The 16,620-nt window shown below is 65.6% G+C and carries 14 protein-coding genes; 3 read left to right on the top strand and 11 right to left on the bottom strand.

Going from position 1 to position 16,620, the window contains the following annotated elements:
• Positions 1 to 66 precede the first annotated feature (66 nt).
• The 4 genes from ACZK5D_RS15675 to ACZK5D_RS15660 form a co-directional block, all read right to left on the bottom strand.
• A complete protein-coding gene (locus tag ACZK5D_RS15675) occupies positions 67 to 294 on the bottom strand; it encodes a hypothetical protein (RefSeq protein WP_463665967.1) in 228 nt (75 codons plus the stop codon).
• 3 nt (positions 295 to 297) lie between these two features.
• Entirely contained in the window at positions 298 to 1,302 is a 1,005-nt protein-coding gene (locus ACZK5D_RS15670; RefSeq protein WP_463665966.1) for a TIGR03299 family phage/plasmid-derived protein, read from the bottom strand.
• 303 nt (positions 1,303 to 1,605) lie between these two features.
• The gene (locus tag ACZK5D_RS15665) at positions 1,606 to 2,415 is read right to left on the bottom strand and encodes a hypothetical protein (protein WP_463665965.1); all 810 of its coding nucleotides are present in this window, start codon (positions 2,413 to 2,415) and stop codon (positions 1,606 to 1,608) included.
• A 446-nt stretch (positions 2,416 to 2,861) separates the two neighbouring features.
• Positions 2,862 to 3,542, bottom strand: a complete 681-nt coding sequence (locus ACZK5D_RS15660) for a hypothetical protein (RefSeq protein WP_463665964.1) — start codon at positions 3,540 to 3,542, stop codon at positions 2,862 to 2,864.
• 181 nt (positions 3,543 to 3,723) lie between these two features.
• On the opposite strand from ACZK5D_RS15660, the gene ACZK5D_RS15655 reads away from it, so the two are divergent.
• The 3 genes from ACZK5D_RS15655 to ACZK5D_RS15645 are packed head-to-tail and all read left to right on the top strand — an operon-like array spanning position 3,724 to position 8,521.
• A complete protein-coding gene (locus ACZK5D_RS15655; RefSeq protein ID WP_463665963.1) occupies positions 3,724 to 4,398 on the top strand; it encodes a 6,7-dimethyl-8-ribityllumazine synthase in 675 nt (224 codons plus the stop codon).
• On the top strand, positions 4,395 to 6,026 hold the full coding sequence (locus ACZK5D_RS15650; protein WP_463665962.1) for an Eco57I restriction-modification methylase domain-containing protein: 1,632 nt from the start codon (positions 4,395 to 4,397) through the stop codon (positions 6,024 to 6,026). The genes ACZK5D_RS15655 and ACZK5D_RS15650 overlap by 4 nt, the downstream gene beginning before the upstream one ends.
• On the top strand, positions 6,023 to 8,521 hold the full coding sequence (locus tag ACZK5D_RS15645) for a GIY-YIG nuclease family protein (protein WP_463665961.1): 2,499 nt from the start codon (positions 6,023 to 6,025) through the stop codon (positions 8,519 to 8,521). Before ACZK5D_RS15650 ends, ACZK5D_RS15645 begins: the two co-directional genes overlap by 4 nt.
• Before the next feature lie 7 nt (positions 8,522 to 8,528).
• Here ACZK5D_RS15645 and ACZK5D_RS15640 read toward each other — a convergent pair whose 3' ends face one another.
• From ACZK5D_RS15640 to ACZK5D_RS15610, 7 genes are all read right to left on the bottom strand, one after another.
• Complete coding sequence (locus ACZK5D_RS15640) at positions 8,529 to 8,999, bottom strand: hypothetical protein (protein WP_463665960.1); 471 nt, start codon at positions 8,997 to 8,999, stop codon at positions 8,529 to 8,531.
• Between the two features lie 628 nt (positions 9,000 to 9,627).
• A complete protein-coding gene (locus ACZK5D_RS15635) occupies positions 9,628 to 10,350 on the bottom strand; it encodes a helix-turn-helix domain-containing protein (protein WP_463665959.1) in 723 nt (240 codons plus the stop codon).
• 3 nt (positions 10,351 to 10,353) lie between these two features.
• Positions 10,354 to 11,994, bottom strand: a complete 1,641-nt coding sequence (locus tag ACZK5D_RS15630; RefSeq protein WP_463665958.1) for a hypothetical protein — start codon at positions 11,992 to 11,994, stop codon at positions 10,354 to 10,356.
• Positions 11,991 to 12,503 (bottom strand): hypothetical protein, encoded by a 513-nt coding sequence (locus tag ACZK5D_RS15625; RefSeq protein WP_463665957.1) that lies wholly within the window; start codon positions 12,501 to 12,503, stop codon positions 11,991 to 11,993. Before ACZK5D_RS15625 ends, ACZK5D_RS15630 begins: the two co-directional genes overlap by 4 nt.
• A gap of 52 nt (positions 12,504 to 12,555) precedes the next feature.
• The gene (locus ACZK5D_RS15620; protein WP_463665956.1) at positions 12,556 to 13,128 is read right to left on the bottom strand and encodes a hypothetical protein; all 573 of its coding nucleotides are present in this window, start codon (positions 13,126 to 13,128) and stop codon (positions 12,556 to 12,558) included.
• A complete protein-coding gene (locus ACZK5D_RS15615) occupies positions 13,125 to 14,627 on the bottom strand; it encodes a M23 family metallopeptidase (RefSeq protein ID WP_463665955.1) in 1,503 nt (500 codons plus the stop codon). Before ACZK5D_RS15615 ends, ACZK5D_RS15620 begins: the two co-directional genes overlap by 4 nt.
• The gene (locus tag ACZK5D_RS15610; protein ID WP_463665954.1) at positions 14,624 to 16,582 is read right to left on the bottom strand and encodes a cation diffusion facilitator family transporter; all 1,959 of its coding nucleotides are present in this window, start codon (positions 16,580 to 16,582) and stop codon (positions 14,624 to 14,626) included. The genes ACZK5D_RS15615 and ACZK5D_RS15610 overlap by 4 nt, the downstream gene beginning before the upstream one ends.
• Positions 16,583 to 16,620: the final 38 nt, after the last annotated feature.

Here is a 16,620-nt window from a genome sequence, read left to right as displayed (position 1 = left end):
GCCCGCAAGCGGGCCGAACCGGTCTTATCGTTGCGTGTGCACGCGTAGTTGGTGCGCGCAAGCGCGCTACTGTAGTTCGTTAGCGCGGTGGTGTGTGTCGGCGGTCGTGTGGCCGGTCACCTCGTCGAGGTAGTCCACCAGCTCGGCGGGTGGGTGGCCGCCGCGAGCGGCGATCAACTCCCGCAGTGCCTTGGTGGCCTCTGCGATGCGGTCCAGACGCTCCCGGGCCGCGAGTCCGTAGAACTGCTGAGCAGAGCGGTACCCGGCCTTGAAGCCCTCCTGATACGCGTCCACGGTTCAGACCGTCGCGAGGAGTTCGAGGGTGCCGGCATCGAGGGTGTTGTAGCGGCCGTGCACCATGAACTCGGCGTTGCGCGTCACCCGGTCCGCTCCCCTGATCGGCGCCTCGTGCTGGGCGTAGGTGTTCACCGCAGCCACCACCCCCCACGCAGTGCCACGCCACGGCGCCACCCTCCCATCGAGGCGCCAGAGTCCGCGCAGCGCGTCCCGCTTCCCCTCCGCCAGGGTCTGCGCCCGCTTGCTGTCGGTCGGGCCGGCAGTCCACGCGGTAAGGAACTTCTCGAATCGTGGTTCGCTGACCGGCTGGGCGATCAGCTCGCGCACCTGGGCGCCGAACGCGTCCCCCGCACCGATCACCAGCTGCAGCGCGTCGCGGACGTCACCGAGTCGGCCCAGCGACTTCGAGGAGTGCCGCACCTTCACCGAGCTGGCGAACGAACCGAGCGCGACCGACAGTGTGTTGTCGCACACCACCACCTGAGTGCCCACACCGTAGGTGGTGGCGATGGATCCATCCATCGAGGTGGCCGCCGTCAGGAACGGGCGGTGCTCCACCCCCTCGACGCTCTGCGTGGCCTCGGTTTCGATCTGCACCCATCCCTGAGCGCCGCCGCGCAGCAGCCCGGCCGAACCGATCCGCAAATCGTCATCGTCCAAGATGGACTCCACGTTGCGCACCAGCCACTCGTCGTAGCCGTGGACCTGATAGCCGGACTTGAACACCCCCAGCACCTGGCCGCTGTCGGGGTGCACGATCTGCTTCCGCGTCTCATCCACGATCGTCTGCACGCCGTCGCCGGTCATCACGATGGCCGCCGACATCGCTTCGACCGGCTCCCACCCGAACAGCCGGCGCCGCACATCCTCCACCGGGATCGCGCCCGGGTAGTGGTTCGGCTCCACGCCCTGCAGTGATTCGCGGTAGTGCCACGCCTGCCCACGCTTCGCGGTGAACCCGATCAACGTGTTCGCGTTGAGGTATTCGAGAGTTTCACGAGACATGAGAATAGACCCCTTCCGGTCTGAGGGAGCTGGTCAAACCCCCTGCTGATTGGATGGCTCCATCATACCGCCGAATAGGGACAAAACCCCTAGCCAAACCCCAATAGCCCACCACCCCGACCCGGGTAGGGGTCGGGGTGGTGGGCATTGCCAGGATCTTGCTCAAGGTCGTGGAGCTCCTAACCCGTCGACATGATCCGCTCGGTGTAGCCGGGAGTGCAGGGAGCCCTGCGATCTGGATCAGAGCAGCGATGCATGTGAACTCGACGTTCGAAATCTCCAGACCTCGATGCGAGAACAGAACTACTGCGCTTTACCGAAGAGTCGTCGGAACTCTGACAGAGAAGAGTCTTCCCACCGCCCAGTTTGTGTCTTGTAGAGCAGTTGCCAGATCCAGGGCAACAGGTAGATGAGCCATTCCGCTGATCCCCCAGAAACACCCAATTCGATCAAGAGAGTTGCGGCCGAGGCTGCGCCAAACGCAATGCGGTCCCCCACCAACCCGGTTGAGTCAGACAACAAGACCTGCGTCTCCGTCTGGCTCGGGAGATACAGGCCTGACGGCGTGAGCGCGGGCCCTTGCACAGCCACTGAATCCGGCACCGCACTCGGGTGGACTCTTCCCGATGCACCAGGCATCCAATCCACAACGTCCAAGGGGGCAAGCATCCTCGACAGTGCCGATGCCATGCCCACATGTTGGGCGTTGAACAGCGCGACAGCGGAAGAATGTGCCGACGCCCCCGCACCCAGCCCCAGATCACCAAACGACGCCGCCAGAGAACCAAGAACAGGCGACATGACCTGCTCCGTCACAGCAGCAGACATCACATTGATGCGATCGAACACAGACACGTCCGAGGCAAGACCCGCAACCAGACCCGACAACGCCGACGCCCCCGCACCCAGCCCCAGATCACCAAACGACGCCGCCAGAGAACCAAGAACAGGCGACATGACCTGCTCCGTCACAGCAGCAGACATCACATTGATGCGATCGAACACAGACACGTCCGAGGCAAGACCCGCAACCAGACCCGACAACGCCGACGCCCCCGCACCCAGCCCCAGATCACCAAACGACGCCGCCAGAGAACCAAGAACAGGCGACATGACCTGCTCCGTCACAGCCACCGTGGGGCCCACCGGACTGGATCTTGACACCCTTGGGCCATCTACGGACATATGGGTGTGATGGCGACACCTCAGGGCGCCTACCGCTGGGGCGTTGCGACAGGGAATACCCCTTTGCGTAAGACCCCCACAGGTACGTTTCATGTCGTGGTTCTCACCCAATCCAGGCAGGTTGCTCGCGCCAGCATAGGTCGAGCCCCCGACACGTGGGGCTGTGTCGGGTTGTGGACGTCGTGACAGCCCATGCATGCCGCTGACCGCAAGGATGGCGACAGGAGGCCGAGCCTCGGAGCGGGACAAGCTGTGTCCCGGTGGGGGCGCGGTCAGGGGACCAACCCTTTCCGCGCCCGCCACACGTCGACGGTCACGACATCCCTGCCGTGATTGGTCCGAGGACGCTGGGGGCCTTGCGGCCGTCTCTCATGTTAGAGGAGAAGCTGTTCTCTCAGCCATCGCCCCGCCTCCGGCCACACCAACACGCTCTCCACGGGGTGCCGGGCTGCTTCCAGGATCACACTTGCGGCCTGGTCGACACCGACAACCACGTATACACGCGGTCGCGCCGACAAAGTAGGCAGCTGCTCGAGCGCTGCGGGTGTCAGCAGAACCACTCTGGCTCTTCCCCATCGCTGGACGAAATCGTCGACGTCGTCGATCCACTCCACTCCCTCGAGGTCGTCGGGACGCCAGGTGTCGGCCGGCGCATGGCCGATCACCTCCTCCGCCGGTCGGGTCCACACCCAGGGGGATAGTTCATAACCCGGCATCCGCATTGCGGCAGCCTTCGCGACCCCGTCGACGACGCGTTGTTCGTTTGACCCGGCCCACAGTCGAGTGTCTCGATAGGCGAACTGCGCAGCGTGGCAGGCCTTGAGCACGTCGCGCACATCCAGAGGCCCTCGAACAGGCCGGTAGCGGTAGCCGGCCGGATCGACGATCTGGTTGCGGAGGGACAACCCCGCGCCGACTCGTTGGGCCACGGCGGTAAGCAGCTGCTTGGGCCGCGGAGCACCTGGGGGTGCGCTGATCACCCCGAACGCGATCGCTGAGGTCATGATCAGATCGACGTGATCGGCCGGCAGGCTTCGGAGCTGGTGAAGGTCCATTGGTTTGTCCCCTTCGGGTTCAGGGGCTGGTCAGACCCCTGCGGATTGAAGATGGCCCCCAGCCTAGATCTCCGTCCGTTCGGTGTAGCGACAGAGTGGACGTCCTCGTCATCGGTTTGACCCAGGTTCATTCCTGCGTCCTGCGGGTGCTAAGCGGGGATGGCGTCCCCGCCCTGCCAGAATGGGTGAGGAACCCAACTGGATCGCAGGAGGAGCAGCGTTGCAGATCAAGACGCGGCAACGGGTGCGTGACCTGGCGGAGGTCTACACCCACACCCGAGAGGTGACCGCCATGCTCGACCTGATTCCGGACATGTTTCCGTCGACCGCGGACCCCAACAACACCGACCGGAAGTTCTTTGAGCCAGCGGCCGGGTCGGGCAACTTCCTCGAAGAGATCCTGCGCCGCAAGATCGCGCACACCAGCTCGCTTCGCTACCGGTCGGTCCAGCTCTACGAGCACCGACTGCTACGCGCGCTCGCTTCGATCTACGCCATCGACATCGACCGCGAGAACGTCGCCGAATCCAAGGAGCGGCTCAAGCACGTCCTGCAGTCGCACCTCGACAACGACCTCAACACCAAGGTCCCCACGCAGTGCTTTGCCGCCGCTGTCGAGGCTGTGCTGGAGACCAACATCGTGTTGGCGAACACGCTGATCGACCTCGACGTGATCGAGTGGGTCGACTACCGCGCCGGACGCAACGGCACCTTCCAACGCGAATGGTCCACCGCCGGCGAGTCCGACCAAATGGATCTGTTCTCGGTGCCGAAGGCTGACGAGGTGCCGATCCACTACTCGGTCCTAGCCGACAACCCGGCGCCGGTGGCAGATCCGAGGAAGGTTCGAGCATGACGACGACGACCGAGCGCTTCGGGAGTCATGTCCCGGATATCCTCGACTGCCTCGCGCAGCTCTCCAACGACGAGGTGCCGACACCACCGGAGCTGGCCAGAGCGATGCTCGGACTGCTGCCTGATGAGGTGTGGAGCCGGCCGGATTTCGTCTGGTTAGATCCGTTCAGTAAATCGGGGGTGTTCCTGCGGGAGGTCGCTACCCGCCTGTTCGACAGCCTGGCTAGCTGGGAGCCGGACTTCGTCCAGCGCCGCGAGCACATCTTCCGCAACATGCTGTTCGGCACCTCGATCACCGAAATGACCGGCATCATCTCCCGGCGCAGCGTCTACTGCGCTGCCGATGCATCCAGCACACACAGCATCGTGCGATTCGACGACCCGCAGGGCAATCTCCCGTTCATCCCCGCCCACCACACCTACGACGCGGACGGCAAGTGCAAGATCTGCCGGGTTCCAGACTCGATCGAGCGCGGCAATCAGCACGAGAACTATGCCTACTCATTCATCCACGGCACCTACCCCACCAAGGAGACGGCCACCATGAAGTTCGACGTCGTCGTCGGAAACCCGCCGTACCAGATCAGCACCGAGGGTTTCGGTGCAACCGCGTCGACCGTCTACCATCTCTTCGTGGAGCAGGCCCTCGCGCTTGACCCGCGATACGTCCTGATGATCACACCCTCACGCTGGTTCACCGGCGGCAAAGGGCTCGACGCTTTCCGGGACGCGATGATTCAGGACCGCCGACTTCGTGTGATCGTCGACAACCCCAAGGTCTTCGACTGTTTCCCAGGAGTGGAGATTCAAGGCGGGGTTTCATACTTCTTGTGGGATCGGGAGCACTCCGGCGACTGCGAGTTTGTCACGCGTATCGGAGGCCGTGTCACGGACACTGCTACCCGTGATCTGCGTGATGGAGAAGGGGTCCTGGTCCGCGACAACAGGGCAGTGAGCGTTATCGCCAAGGCTCGCACGGCCCTTTCCATGGTTGAACAGTCCAGTTCTGTCACGAAGCCTTTCGGGCTGACGGTGCGCTCGAACTACGCCGGGAGTGTGGATACCCCCTTCGGAGGGGCGATTCCACTGATCTACGTCAACAAGGTTGGGTACAGCCGCCCTGACCAAATCCAGCGAAATCACGCGTGGATCGATCGGTGGAAAGTGCTCCTCCCCATGGCCTACAACGGCGGACAGCAGGTCGAAGATGGAATCCTCCGGCAGACCGTCATCGGCGAGCCGATTGCTCTCGCACCCGGTTCAGCCTGCACCCAGACCTACTTCATCCCCGGGATGTTCGACACCAGGGAGGAGACCGAGAACTTCGCGCACTACCTCGCTACGAAATTCGTGCGATTCCTCGTTCTGCAGCGGAAGGCCACGCAGCACGTAACGCCGGATCGTTTCCGGTTCGTGCCGATGCTGGATATGACCCGGCGTTGGACCGACGAGGACCTCTACGCCCACTTCGAGCTGACCCAAGACGAGATCGACTACATCGAGAAGTCGATCAAGCCACGATCGGTGAACCTATCACTGGACTCGCCGATCCCCGCCTCCCACCTCCCCGGTGGGTCCAAGTACCGGCCGGCCAAGTCCGGCGACGACGAGTCGGAAGACGACGAGTGACGAACCGGATCTACGTCTACTCCGTCGTCGGCAAGGACGCCGAGCCTTGGGAACGCGCCGAGGGCTCCAAGCTCATCACCGGCCATGGCTTGCTGAAGGTTGGCCAGACCACCAAGGGGACCGCGCGCGCGCGGATCAAACAGCAACTGAACACGGCCTACCCTGGGCTCAAGGGCGTCTCAGTCCTACTCGATGAAGATGCCGTTCGCGCCGACGGCGTCGAGTTCTCCGACCACGACGTGCACTCCGCCCTAGTCGCGGCTGGCATCAATCGCACTGGCGGGGAGTGGTTCGAGGCAACCCTTGACGAGGTCAAGGCTGCCATCCAGGTGGTGCGCTCCGGCATCGCCTACCAGCCCAAGCGGACCCAATCCTTCGCAATGCGCCCCGAGCAGCAGGCCGCTGTGGATCTGACCTCCGCCTACTTCTGGAACCAAGCCGGTAGCAAGGCACCGAAGTTCTTGTGGAACGCCAAGATGCGGTTCGGCAAGACCTTCACCACCTACCAGCTCGCCAAGGAGATGGGCTGGGAGCGCGTCTTGGTGCTGACCTTCAAGCCCGCCGTAGCGACCGCGTGGCATGACGATCTGGTCTCGCACGTCGACTTTGACGGCTGGCGCTACGTCGACAAGGAATCCAGCGAGGCGGAGCGCGACGACGCTGCGGACTACGCCGGTCCAGTGGTCTGGTTCGCGTCGCTGCAAGACTTAGGTGGCCGTGACGCCGAGGGCCACATCAAGGCCAAGAACGAGGTCATCCACTTGATCGACTGGGATGCGATCGTCCTGGATGAGTACCATTTTGGCGCCTGGCGCGACTCCGCCCGCGCGCTGTACGACCCGACCGACAAGGCCGAGGCCGAGGTCGACGAGCCCGACGAGCAGGTGACCGCTGAGAACCTGACCGAGGAACTGGAGGTCAAGGCCAAGCACTACCTCTACCTGTCGGGCACACCGTTTCGGGCGATCACCGACGGCGAGTTCACCGAGGACGCGATCTTCAACTGGACATATGTCGACGAGCAGCGCGAGAAGGCGCTGTGGCCCGACCCACCGTCCAACCCGTACATCACGCTGCCGCAGATGCAGATGTACTCCTACGACATGGGCAAGGACGCCGCTGACTACGCCGAGGACGGCGAGTTCAGCGGCTTCAGCCTCAACGAGTTATTCAAGGCCAAACGGCTGCCAGACGGCAAGCACGAGTTCGAACGCCCCGATGAGGTCGGCGAGTTCCTGGAAATGCTGCGCGGCAAGCTGTCGGACCAGATGAAGCTGCAGGTGCTCACCCAGGACAAGCCGCCCTTCCCATTCGAGGCTGTGCGGTTCAAGTCCGCTGTGAAACACTCGGTCTGGTACATGAACAACGTCGCGGCCTGCTTCGCGATGGCCGAGCAACTGGAAAGGCATCCATACTTCTCCCAGTTCGAGATCGTGATCGCCGCCGGCAACAAGGCCGGCCAGGGCGTCGCAGCACTGCCGCCAGTCGAACGTGCCATTGAGGACGTGAAGAAGGGCGACCGGATCGGTTCAATCACCCTGTCGTGCGGGAAGCTGATGACCGGCATCACCGTGCGCGAATGGGGCGCAATCCTCATGCTGCGGTCGCTCAAAAGCCCCGAGTCCTACTTCCAGGCCGCCTTCCGCGTCCAGTCGCCCTGGTCCTATCGCGACGCCGAGGGCAACCTAGACCTGCGCAAGACAACCTGCTACGTCTTCGAGTTCGACCCCAACCGCGCCCTGTCGCTCGTTGCCGAGTACGGCTCCAAGCTCGCCACCACCGGCGACACCACGCCTTCCCAGGCCATCGGCGAGCTGATCAACTACCTGCCGATCTTCGGCTTCACCGGCGGAGCCATGACCCAGCTCGACGCCACCGCCGTCCTGGACTGGGCCAGCGCCGGCATAGGCGCTGCAGCACTCGCACGCCGATGGAACTCGCCTCTGCTGGTCGACGTCAACGAGCACACCCTGGCCAGCGTGCTAGCCCAGCCGGCCCTACTGGAGGCTCTGGAGAACCTGGAGGACTTCCGAGCACTCGTAGACAACGCCCAGCAGGTCATCACCAACACCAAGGACCTGAAGAAGGCCAAGCGTGAGCAAGGCGGGAAACTCACCCCCGATCAGAAGAAGACTCAGTCGGAGACCGCGAAGCGCCGCGCCGAGATCCGCGAGAAGCTGCAGAAGTTCCTCGCAAAGATCCCTGTGTTCATGTACACCACCGACTACCGCGAAGAAGCCCTCAAGCACGTCATCGAGTCGCTCGACTCAGTCCTCTTCGAGCGTGTCACAGGGCTGTCCGTCGACGATTTCAAGTCCCTCAGCGACCTCGGTCTGTTCAACGCCCAACATCTGAACCACGCCATCTACCAGTTCAAGCGGTTCGAGTCGGCCAGCCTCGACTACGCTCTCACCGAAGGCGAGCGCGAGCGTCGACACCTGCACGAGCAGATCGGGCTATGGGACACGGTCACGAGCGGGGCAGCTGAAAACTGACTTGCCGTCATAGGGCCGCCGCGACGTACGGCGCGAGTAAGAGACCAACAAGGCCAACAACGACGGTCGCGACGACTCCCCAGATGAAGTAGACACGGCTTGACCTGCTACTTAGCTCCATCTTGCGATCAAGGAGCTCCTCGAACACCTTCACGCTATCGGGGGCGACCTGCCGAAGGTTCTCTAGACGCACGGCAAGAGCCTTCTCTCTCACCTCCACTTCGGCCAGAGACTGCTCGGCAGCCACCAACGCCTCAGTACGTCGTTCGAGTAGTTCAGACATCTCGCGGGCGACGGATTCTACTTCTCCTGCCGACTCGGTCAGCGTTCTTGTGAGTCGTTGAACACGGTCGCTATAGGCTTCTGCCGCGGACGTGCTCCCCCTCGCCCGCCGCCAGGACCGGTCGAGGAATTGGGCGATGGACCCGACTACGACAGCAATAACCCCTGTCAGCAGTGTCGTGAGCACCGAATCCATAGGGATCAGGGTATGGGCGAAGCGCCGCGGGAGCGGCCCATCTCATCTCGCTCGCGCTGACTGATGGGGGCACGCGTCAGTGTCACGACACCTGCATCAAGCCGATCCACAACCAGACCATGAACCTCTGCCAAGTACTGATCTGCTAGCTTCCTCGCTCGGGTAGCTACACGAACAACAGCCCCGAGGCGGTCCGCTTCACAGACAAGGTGGGGCCACACCACGGCCCGCAACCGCGCGCCGTGCCCGCGGCCGCGGCGCCGGGCGTGGTGTTCACTCAGCACCCACGCCCCGTCTTCGGGGTGCACCAGTTGGGAGGCGTCGGCGGTGAAGTACCCAACGAGCCATCCGCCTCGCGCCCAGCGGCGCAGCGTGATCAGATGCGCTGCGACGGTGGTGGCTGCGACTGCGCCGTAGAACGTCGCCAGTCCTAGGAGGATGAGGCTGGCCGTGGACAAAGCTCCCAGCGGCCAGGCGATCGCTGCCGTGGTCAAGGCGAGGGCGGCGGCCAGCATGGTGATGATGGGTTTCTGGAGCTGGTGTCGGGTCACCCACCAGGCCAGCAGTGCCCCGGTCCCCCAGCCGTAGGGGCGCGTCGATGGGCAGGGTGCGGGGGGTGGGGGGTGGGTCACCATACGTCGAGGTCGAATGCGACGACGGTGAATCCGCCCTCGAACTCGGGGTAGCGGCCTTGGATCTGTCCGTCGACCCATTCGAATGCGGCGTCGGGGTTGTGCTGGATCGAGTCGTGGATCGATTGGGCGCTGTAGCCGCCGTGGCCACCGATCTGGACGGGGATGCGGTCTCTGGTGCCGTCCTTGCGCTGTACCTCTGCCCACACAGTTCCGGAGATCCGTCGGCCTGCGGCGGCGGCGCGGGCGACGACGTCCGCGATCACTTTCGAGCCGGCGGAGCGGTTGCGGGCCCGGTCCGTTTTCGGGACAGTCACGCGATGCAGCTCCCGGCCGTTGGGGAGCCTGTTGGCCTGGTGTGAGAGCAGGTTGCGTTGGCCGGTGGGGCGCTTCTTGGGCAGCGTCTTGGGTTGCGCTGTCGACTTGGTGACGGTCCGGATCCGTTGCCCGCGGGGTGCAGGAGGCACCACCGATTCGTGGCCTTTGGTGGCGCGGACTTTCGCCAGGGTTCCGTCGGAGGATGTACGGCGGAACGGTGGGGTTTTCACTTCGCCGACGGATACGAGCTCGGTGAGGGCCTGCTGCAGGTTCGCGCCTGGTTTGGCGCCCTTGGCGATCTGGCCGATCAGCGAGCTGTCGCGGCCGAGTCGGCGGCCGATCTCGGCGTTGGAGAAGCCTTGGGCTCGGAGCTCGAGGATGAGCTCTTGGGAGGTGGCCACTGGTTAGCCTTCCCAGCCGGCTTGTTCGGCGCTGTTGGAGAGCTGTTGGCGGACGTCGATGGTCTGTGGGGGTTTGATCGGGCCGGGGAGGTAGCCCTTGAGGCGGATGCGGCCGTTGGCTCCGTCGTCGGCTCCGCCGCGGGCCTCGGGGAGGGTCCACGGCTGGATGTGGGTGGTGTAGATGGCGTCGCCTTGGATGCCGATCAGTTGTGAGGGTTCGATCTGCAGAGCGCCGTAGAGTGCTGAGGATTTCCGGGGGCGTGGGTCGCGGAGCACGCGGGTGCGGGCAGCTCCCCACACCAGGGCTGCGATCTCGGGGTGGAAGGTTTCGGCGTCGTCGGGTCGGCCCTTGGACGGCACCTGGTAGACGAAGCCGCCGTTGGGGGCGGGCTGGACGCGGCCGACGGCGTTGGGGGCGACCTGCTCGAAGCTGGGCGCGAAGCGGGTGGTGGTGCGGGATCGGCGTGAGAAGGAGCCGATGGTGACGCGGAACATGTGTTTGATGGCGGAGGAGGCGGCGGAATGGGCGCCGGGGCCGATGGCGCCGCGGGTAAGGCCTGTGTCGAGTCCTTTGAGCATGGAGGCGATGGCGTTGGCGAAGGGTTCGATGACGTTGGATTTCGGGGTGAAGGCGATGCCTTCGAGGATCTCGATGTTCCAGTCGCTGTCGAGGCGGGCTGCGCGGAGTTCCTTGGAGTTGATCCAGGTTTCGCCGGTGAATCCTGGGCGGTTGGGCCAGTGCCAGCCGCGGCCGGCGCCTTCGAGTTTGATGGGGAAGAACCCGATGTGATCCCACCAGTCGCTGATGGTGTAGCGGATCTTGTAGCGGGCGGGGTAGTTGTCGTCGCCCTCGAAGAGCTCTTGGGCTTGGGTGGCGGTGAGCATGGTGGCGGGTGCGGATCCGGTGAGGCCACGGGTGACGCCGTGGTACATGAAGCGGCCGTCGGCGTAGGCGAAGCCGGGCATGTCTTCGTCGGTGTTGGTGATCAGGGCGACGCAGTCGCCGCAGCTGCATAGGCCGGGGCCGGAGACGTAGTGCTCGAAGCGGTGCTGGGGTTCGGTGGATTGGATGAGGTGGCCGATGTCGGGGTCGATGGGTTCCATGAGGAAGTCGCGGACTCCGTCGAAGCGTTGCTTCCAGATGTTGAGTCCGGTGGCGGAGGGGCTGCGCATGAGGCCCCAGTCGGGGCGGTCGATGGCGTGGGCGATGACTCGGGTGAGGGTTTTGTAGGCGAACTCGGCTTCGATGGGTGTGAGGGTGCGGTCGCCGAACCATTCGGCGGTGGTGGTGACGGTGATGCGGTGTTGGGTGTCGGTGTGGCGGAAGCGGCCGCGGGGTGGGGTGTCGAGGTAGTGGCCGACGTCGGTCCAGCCGGGTGTGGGGTCGGTGCCTTTGGCGATCTGGGCTTGGGTGGGTAGCAGCCACGCGGAGCCGGTGGGCAGGTTTCCGCAGAGCATGATGCGGGTGGCGCGGGCGTAGCGGGCTGTTTCGAGGAGGTCGAACAGGGTGGGGGTTTTGCGGCGGCCGGCGATGATCGGTGAGATGGCTTGGCCGGCGGGGTCCAGGCCTTGGCCGGTGGTGTAGTCGAGCCAGATGATCGCTTCGTCTGGTGGTCTGACCGGGGCGGGGCGTTGGGGGGTCACGCGTGGTCCTTGGTGGTGCGGATTTCGGTGAGCAGGGCGGTGTCGTCGGCGCCGAGGTCGTCGGTGCGCATCCGGTAGATGGCGTGGCGGCCGCGGCCGGAGATTTCGGCGAGCTCGTGGATGCGCATGCCGCCGGTGGTGCCGGCGGCGTTGATGGTGAGGCGCCAGGCCCGGTCGATCTGTGCGGCGTGGGCGAGGGCTTCTTCCCGGAGGCGGGTGGCGTCCCGGAGGATGCGTTCCCAGTCGTAGGGGAACAGGTCTTCGAGGATGAGGGTGCCGTCTTTGCGGGTGCGGGGCCAGCGTTCTGCGGGGGTGATCCAGCCGTGGGCGCGGGCTGATTCGGTGATGGCCTGCTTGCGGTGCCTGGGTTCGGGAGCGGGTTCATGCCAGCGTTGGGTGGGGAGCCAGTCGTGGTCGAGCTGCTGCTCGATGGTCAGCGTCAGGTGGTCTCGGCCTTCGGCGATGACCATCCGCCAGCCGACGCCGTCGTGTTCGACTGTCTCTGTCATGGCTTCACTCTAGGCCCGGTGTTGCGCGCTAGCGACGATGTGTAGCGCGGTTTCAGCGGCCGGTGGTGGGGGCGATGTGGGTGACCATCCACCCGTGCAGGCTGCTGGGTTCGGCGGTCAGGAGCAGGTCCATGGATCGGCCGTCGGTGAAAGGTTGACGGAGCAGCGCGTTGGTGGAGGCCAGCTCCACGATCTGCGGATCTTGGGTGGCGGTGGTGGTCCAGATCCGCAGATCCTCGCCCGCAAGGTCGGCGACGAGGGCTTCCGCGGCGACGGGCCGGAGCATCTGGGTTCGAAGGGTGGGGTCGGGTTGGAGCCACCCGTCGATGAACTGTGCGGCGGCGCTGACGGCGCCCTGTTGATCGGCGGCGGGCAGTGTCCAGGTGGGGTCCTCTCCCCCGTCGTAGCTGGGGGTCGCGACCGGGGACTCGTCGGGGACGTGGAATCCATCGCCGACTGTGTCGTTGTGCTGGCTCGGGGTGGCCTGGCGACGGCTGGTGTGCGGTGGTGTGGACGGGGTGGTCGTCGGGGCGGCGGCCGGCGCAGGGGTGGTGGGTCTGTCGCCGAGGAGGATGCCGGTGATAATCAGGGCGGTGACGATGGCGAAGGCGGGTTTGAGGTTCATGGGGTGAGTCCTCGGGTGGAGAGCCAGGTTTCGGGGTCGACGGTTCGGCCGCCGATGCGTACCTCGAGGTGGAGGTGTGCGCCGTAGGAGTTGCCGGTGTTGCCGACGGTGCCGATGGGTTGGCCGGCGGTGACTCGTTGGCCTTGGTGGACTGTGCGGCTGTGCTGGTGGGCGTAGAAGAAGACGGTGCCGTCGTCGGCGGTGATCTGGGTGAGGTTGCCGTAGGCCGAGTGCCACGCGGTGGTGGTGACGGTGCCGGCGGTGATGGAGCGCAGGAGGGTGCCTTCGGGGGCGGCGAAATCGAGGCCGGTGTGGAAGCCGGAGGCCCATGCCTTCCCGGCCTGGTTGTAGCGGGCGGTGAGGCGGTAGCTGCCGCGGTCGATGGGCAGCGAGATGCCGCCGACGACTGCGCCGGTGCTGGCTGGGTTGCCTGTGCCCATGGCGCCGTGGAAGCTGATGTGGACGTGGTCCAGGTGGGCGGCGGAGGGGTCGGTGCCGGAGTAGCAGGAGGCGGTGACCCCGCAGGTTCGCCACCCTTCGCTGGCCCGTCCGGTTGACCACAGTTTCTTGCGCCAGATGATGTAGGTCACGCCGAGGCCTTCGGCGTTGGTGCGGGCCCATTCGGCGATGTCGGTGCCGAGCGCGATCCCTGCGGGGCTGCGGTAGTCGGGGATCATCGGGTCGATGGCGTTGCCGACGTGATGGTCGGAGTCGGGGTCGTGTCTGGTGCCACCGATGACCGTGATCTGTGTCCAGTTCTGCTTGATGCAGCGCAGGCCGCGCAGGGCATCAGGTTGGAGGCCTGCTTCAGTCCTCATCCCGGTGGCCGGGCAGTCCAAGGTGCCGCCGATGCTGCCGGCGCACAGGATCTGGCCGGCTGCCCCGCCTGCGAGCCGCTGGACTAGGGCGCGGGCGAGGGCTTCGTGTTTGGCGTAGGCGTCAGGGAACGCGGAGCGCTGCACAGCTTGGGCGGCCTGGGTGACCGGCATGTCCTGCCAGGCGTCGATGTCGGCCAGGCCGGGGATGTGATAGCCGCTGGTGGTATTGCCGAGGAAGAAGGTGCGGGCCGCGTAGGCGTGGTCGTTGAGGATGGCGATGTTGTCTGCCTGGGTGGCGCCGTTGGCGTACCAGCCGACGAGGCTGCGCTGTTGAAACAGGCCGACGTCGCCGTCACCGTTGGGGGTGAGGGTGCGCGGATCGGCGCCGAGGTTGGATTCCTGGGCCGCGGTGGCGATCCCCACAATCGCCGCGGCCGCGCCGAGACCGCTGTCGAGGGCGGCCGCGTAGATGGTGGCTGCGGCGTCGAGCTGCTGCGAAGTCAGGTCAGCTTCGGTGATGCCGTCGCCCTGCCAGCTGGCCGAACACAGCGATGCGTTGGCGGCGCTGACCTGCTGCTGGGCGCCGCCGATCATCGTGGCCATGGCCATGACCATCATCACCGGGATCCCCACACCGGCCAGGAGCAGCACCCCCACGGTGAGGGCGATCCACTTCGTCATCGCGGCCGCCGCTGCCCGCTGCGGCGCAGCGCCCGCGTCTGCCTACTACCCGGCGCCGAGGACGCTGGGGTGGTGCGGGGGGGCGGCTCGTGCTGTGGCCGGCGGGTGGTGTGCAGTGGTGCGGCCGGCTTCCGGGGCGGGGTCGGGCGCGACGGCGGGGACGGCGGCTGGGGGGCGTCACCCGAGGCGGTGGGGGGCGGGGGCAGTTCGGGGCGTGGCGGTGTCGGGCGCAGGCTGGCGGGTCGGGTGGGCGGAAGGGGGAGGACGGGGACGCGGCGCATGGGCAGTCGTGGCTGCTGGGGTGACCCAGCCTGAATTAACCGGTTAATTCCGTGCGAGGGGTCGACGATCACCCCGTCGATGACGGTGTCGTCCCCGGCCGTCTGAGCACCGGTGCCCGGGGCGGTGGGGGTTGTGGTCGTCCGGGGGCGGGGTGCGGCTCGTCCGGAGAAGGCCAGGTATCCGTCGGGCTCCCCGGCGCGTGGCGGCGGGGGCGTGGCGGCGTTGCCGAGGACCGTCTTGGCCTTCTTGGTTGCTGCGTGGTTGAGCAGGACCCGGCTGGCCAGGGCGGGGTTTCCAGTCAGGGCGGCTGCCCCGACGGCGGCGGTGTTCTTCAAGGCGGTTCGGCCTTGGGGTGAGGCCAAGGCTTTGCCGGCGCCGTAGAGGCCTGCGGCTTTCATCCAGTGGGCGCCCTGTCCGGCCGGGGCGAGGGGTCGTGGGGAGCCGGCGCCGGGGCGTTGGGTCATCCAGTCGGTGAGTCGGTTGGTGGCGGCTTTGAGGGCCTTGCGGTAGCGCAGGAAGGCGATCAGGCCGAGGATCATGACGATGAGGGTGATGAGGAACGCTTTGGAGGGTTGGCCTTCGTGGGCGCGGAACACGGCCTGGATCACCATCAGGTAGGTGCCGAGGAAGAACATGGCGAAGACGAAGGTGGCGATGCCGACGAACATCTCGGCGAACGCGTGACCGAGGGGTCGTCGGGCTCCTCCGGGGAGGACGGCCAGCACCAGGTTGATGATGGCTTTCAGTGAGGCCAGGATCGTCGAGACGAGGGAGAGCATCACGGTGCCGCCGATGAGGATGGCGATCAGCAGCACCACGAGGCCGGCTGGTGATTGGAGGAACACGGAGGTCACCATTCCGCCGCTGGGGTTCTCGGCGTAGGTGCCTGCGTCTTCGTTGCAGGCGGCGACGGCCTCTCGCACATTGTTGTCGTAGCCGTAGGGCCCGCCTAGGACGGCGTCGTCGTAGACGGTTTCGCAGGCGGTGCCGTCCAGGATCTGCCCGAACGAGACCAGTTGGACGGGCTGGCGGATGAAGGTGGTGATCAGTTCGGAGGTGATGGCGTTGGGGTCGGTTTCTGCTTGGTCGCCCATGGCTGCGACCAGTTCGAGGGTGTGGTCTCGGGCCTGGTAGATCCAGCCGTCAGGGCCGGCGACCAGTGCGATCGGGTTGCTGAGCACCGTTGCTGACAGGGCCACCACCAGGGCGCCGATGGCCATCTCGTAGATGCCGCGGGCGATCTTGCCGCGCATGACGAAAATGGCGCCGGCCAGGGCGGCGACGGTGAGGAACGCCGGCGCCAGCCCGAGGCGGCTGATCACGTCAAGTAGCGCGTCACCGATGGCCATCAGGGGTGCGGTGATGATGTCCAGCCACTCGAACGACACCACCCAGTCGATGAACCAGATCGCGACGGCTGCGCAGCCGAGGTAGCCGCGCCACAAGATCTCGGTGAACAGGGCCGAGATCATCGCGCCGGCGTTGAAGATGTCGCTGTGGTAGTTGATCGTCAGCTCGTAGTTCCACAGGCTGATGCCTTTGTGGTCGGCCAACTGGATCCAGGACAGCGCCGGGATGGTTTGACCCAGAGGGTTGCCGTCGCTGTCGGCGGCCACGAACGCGACGTTGCCGATGAGCGTCAACACCGTGGCGGCGATGAGGGTGCGGATCAAAACCTGCACCCATCGCCGCCGTCGTCGAGGCTGAGTTG

This window comes from Tessaracoccus yangjingae (genome assembly GCF_055326235.1).
This window is presented reverse-complemented; position numbering and strand designations above follow the sequence as displayed.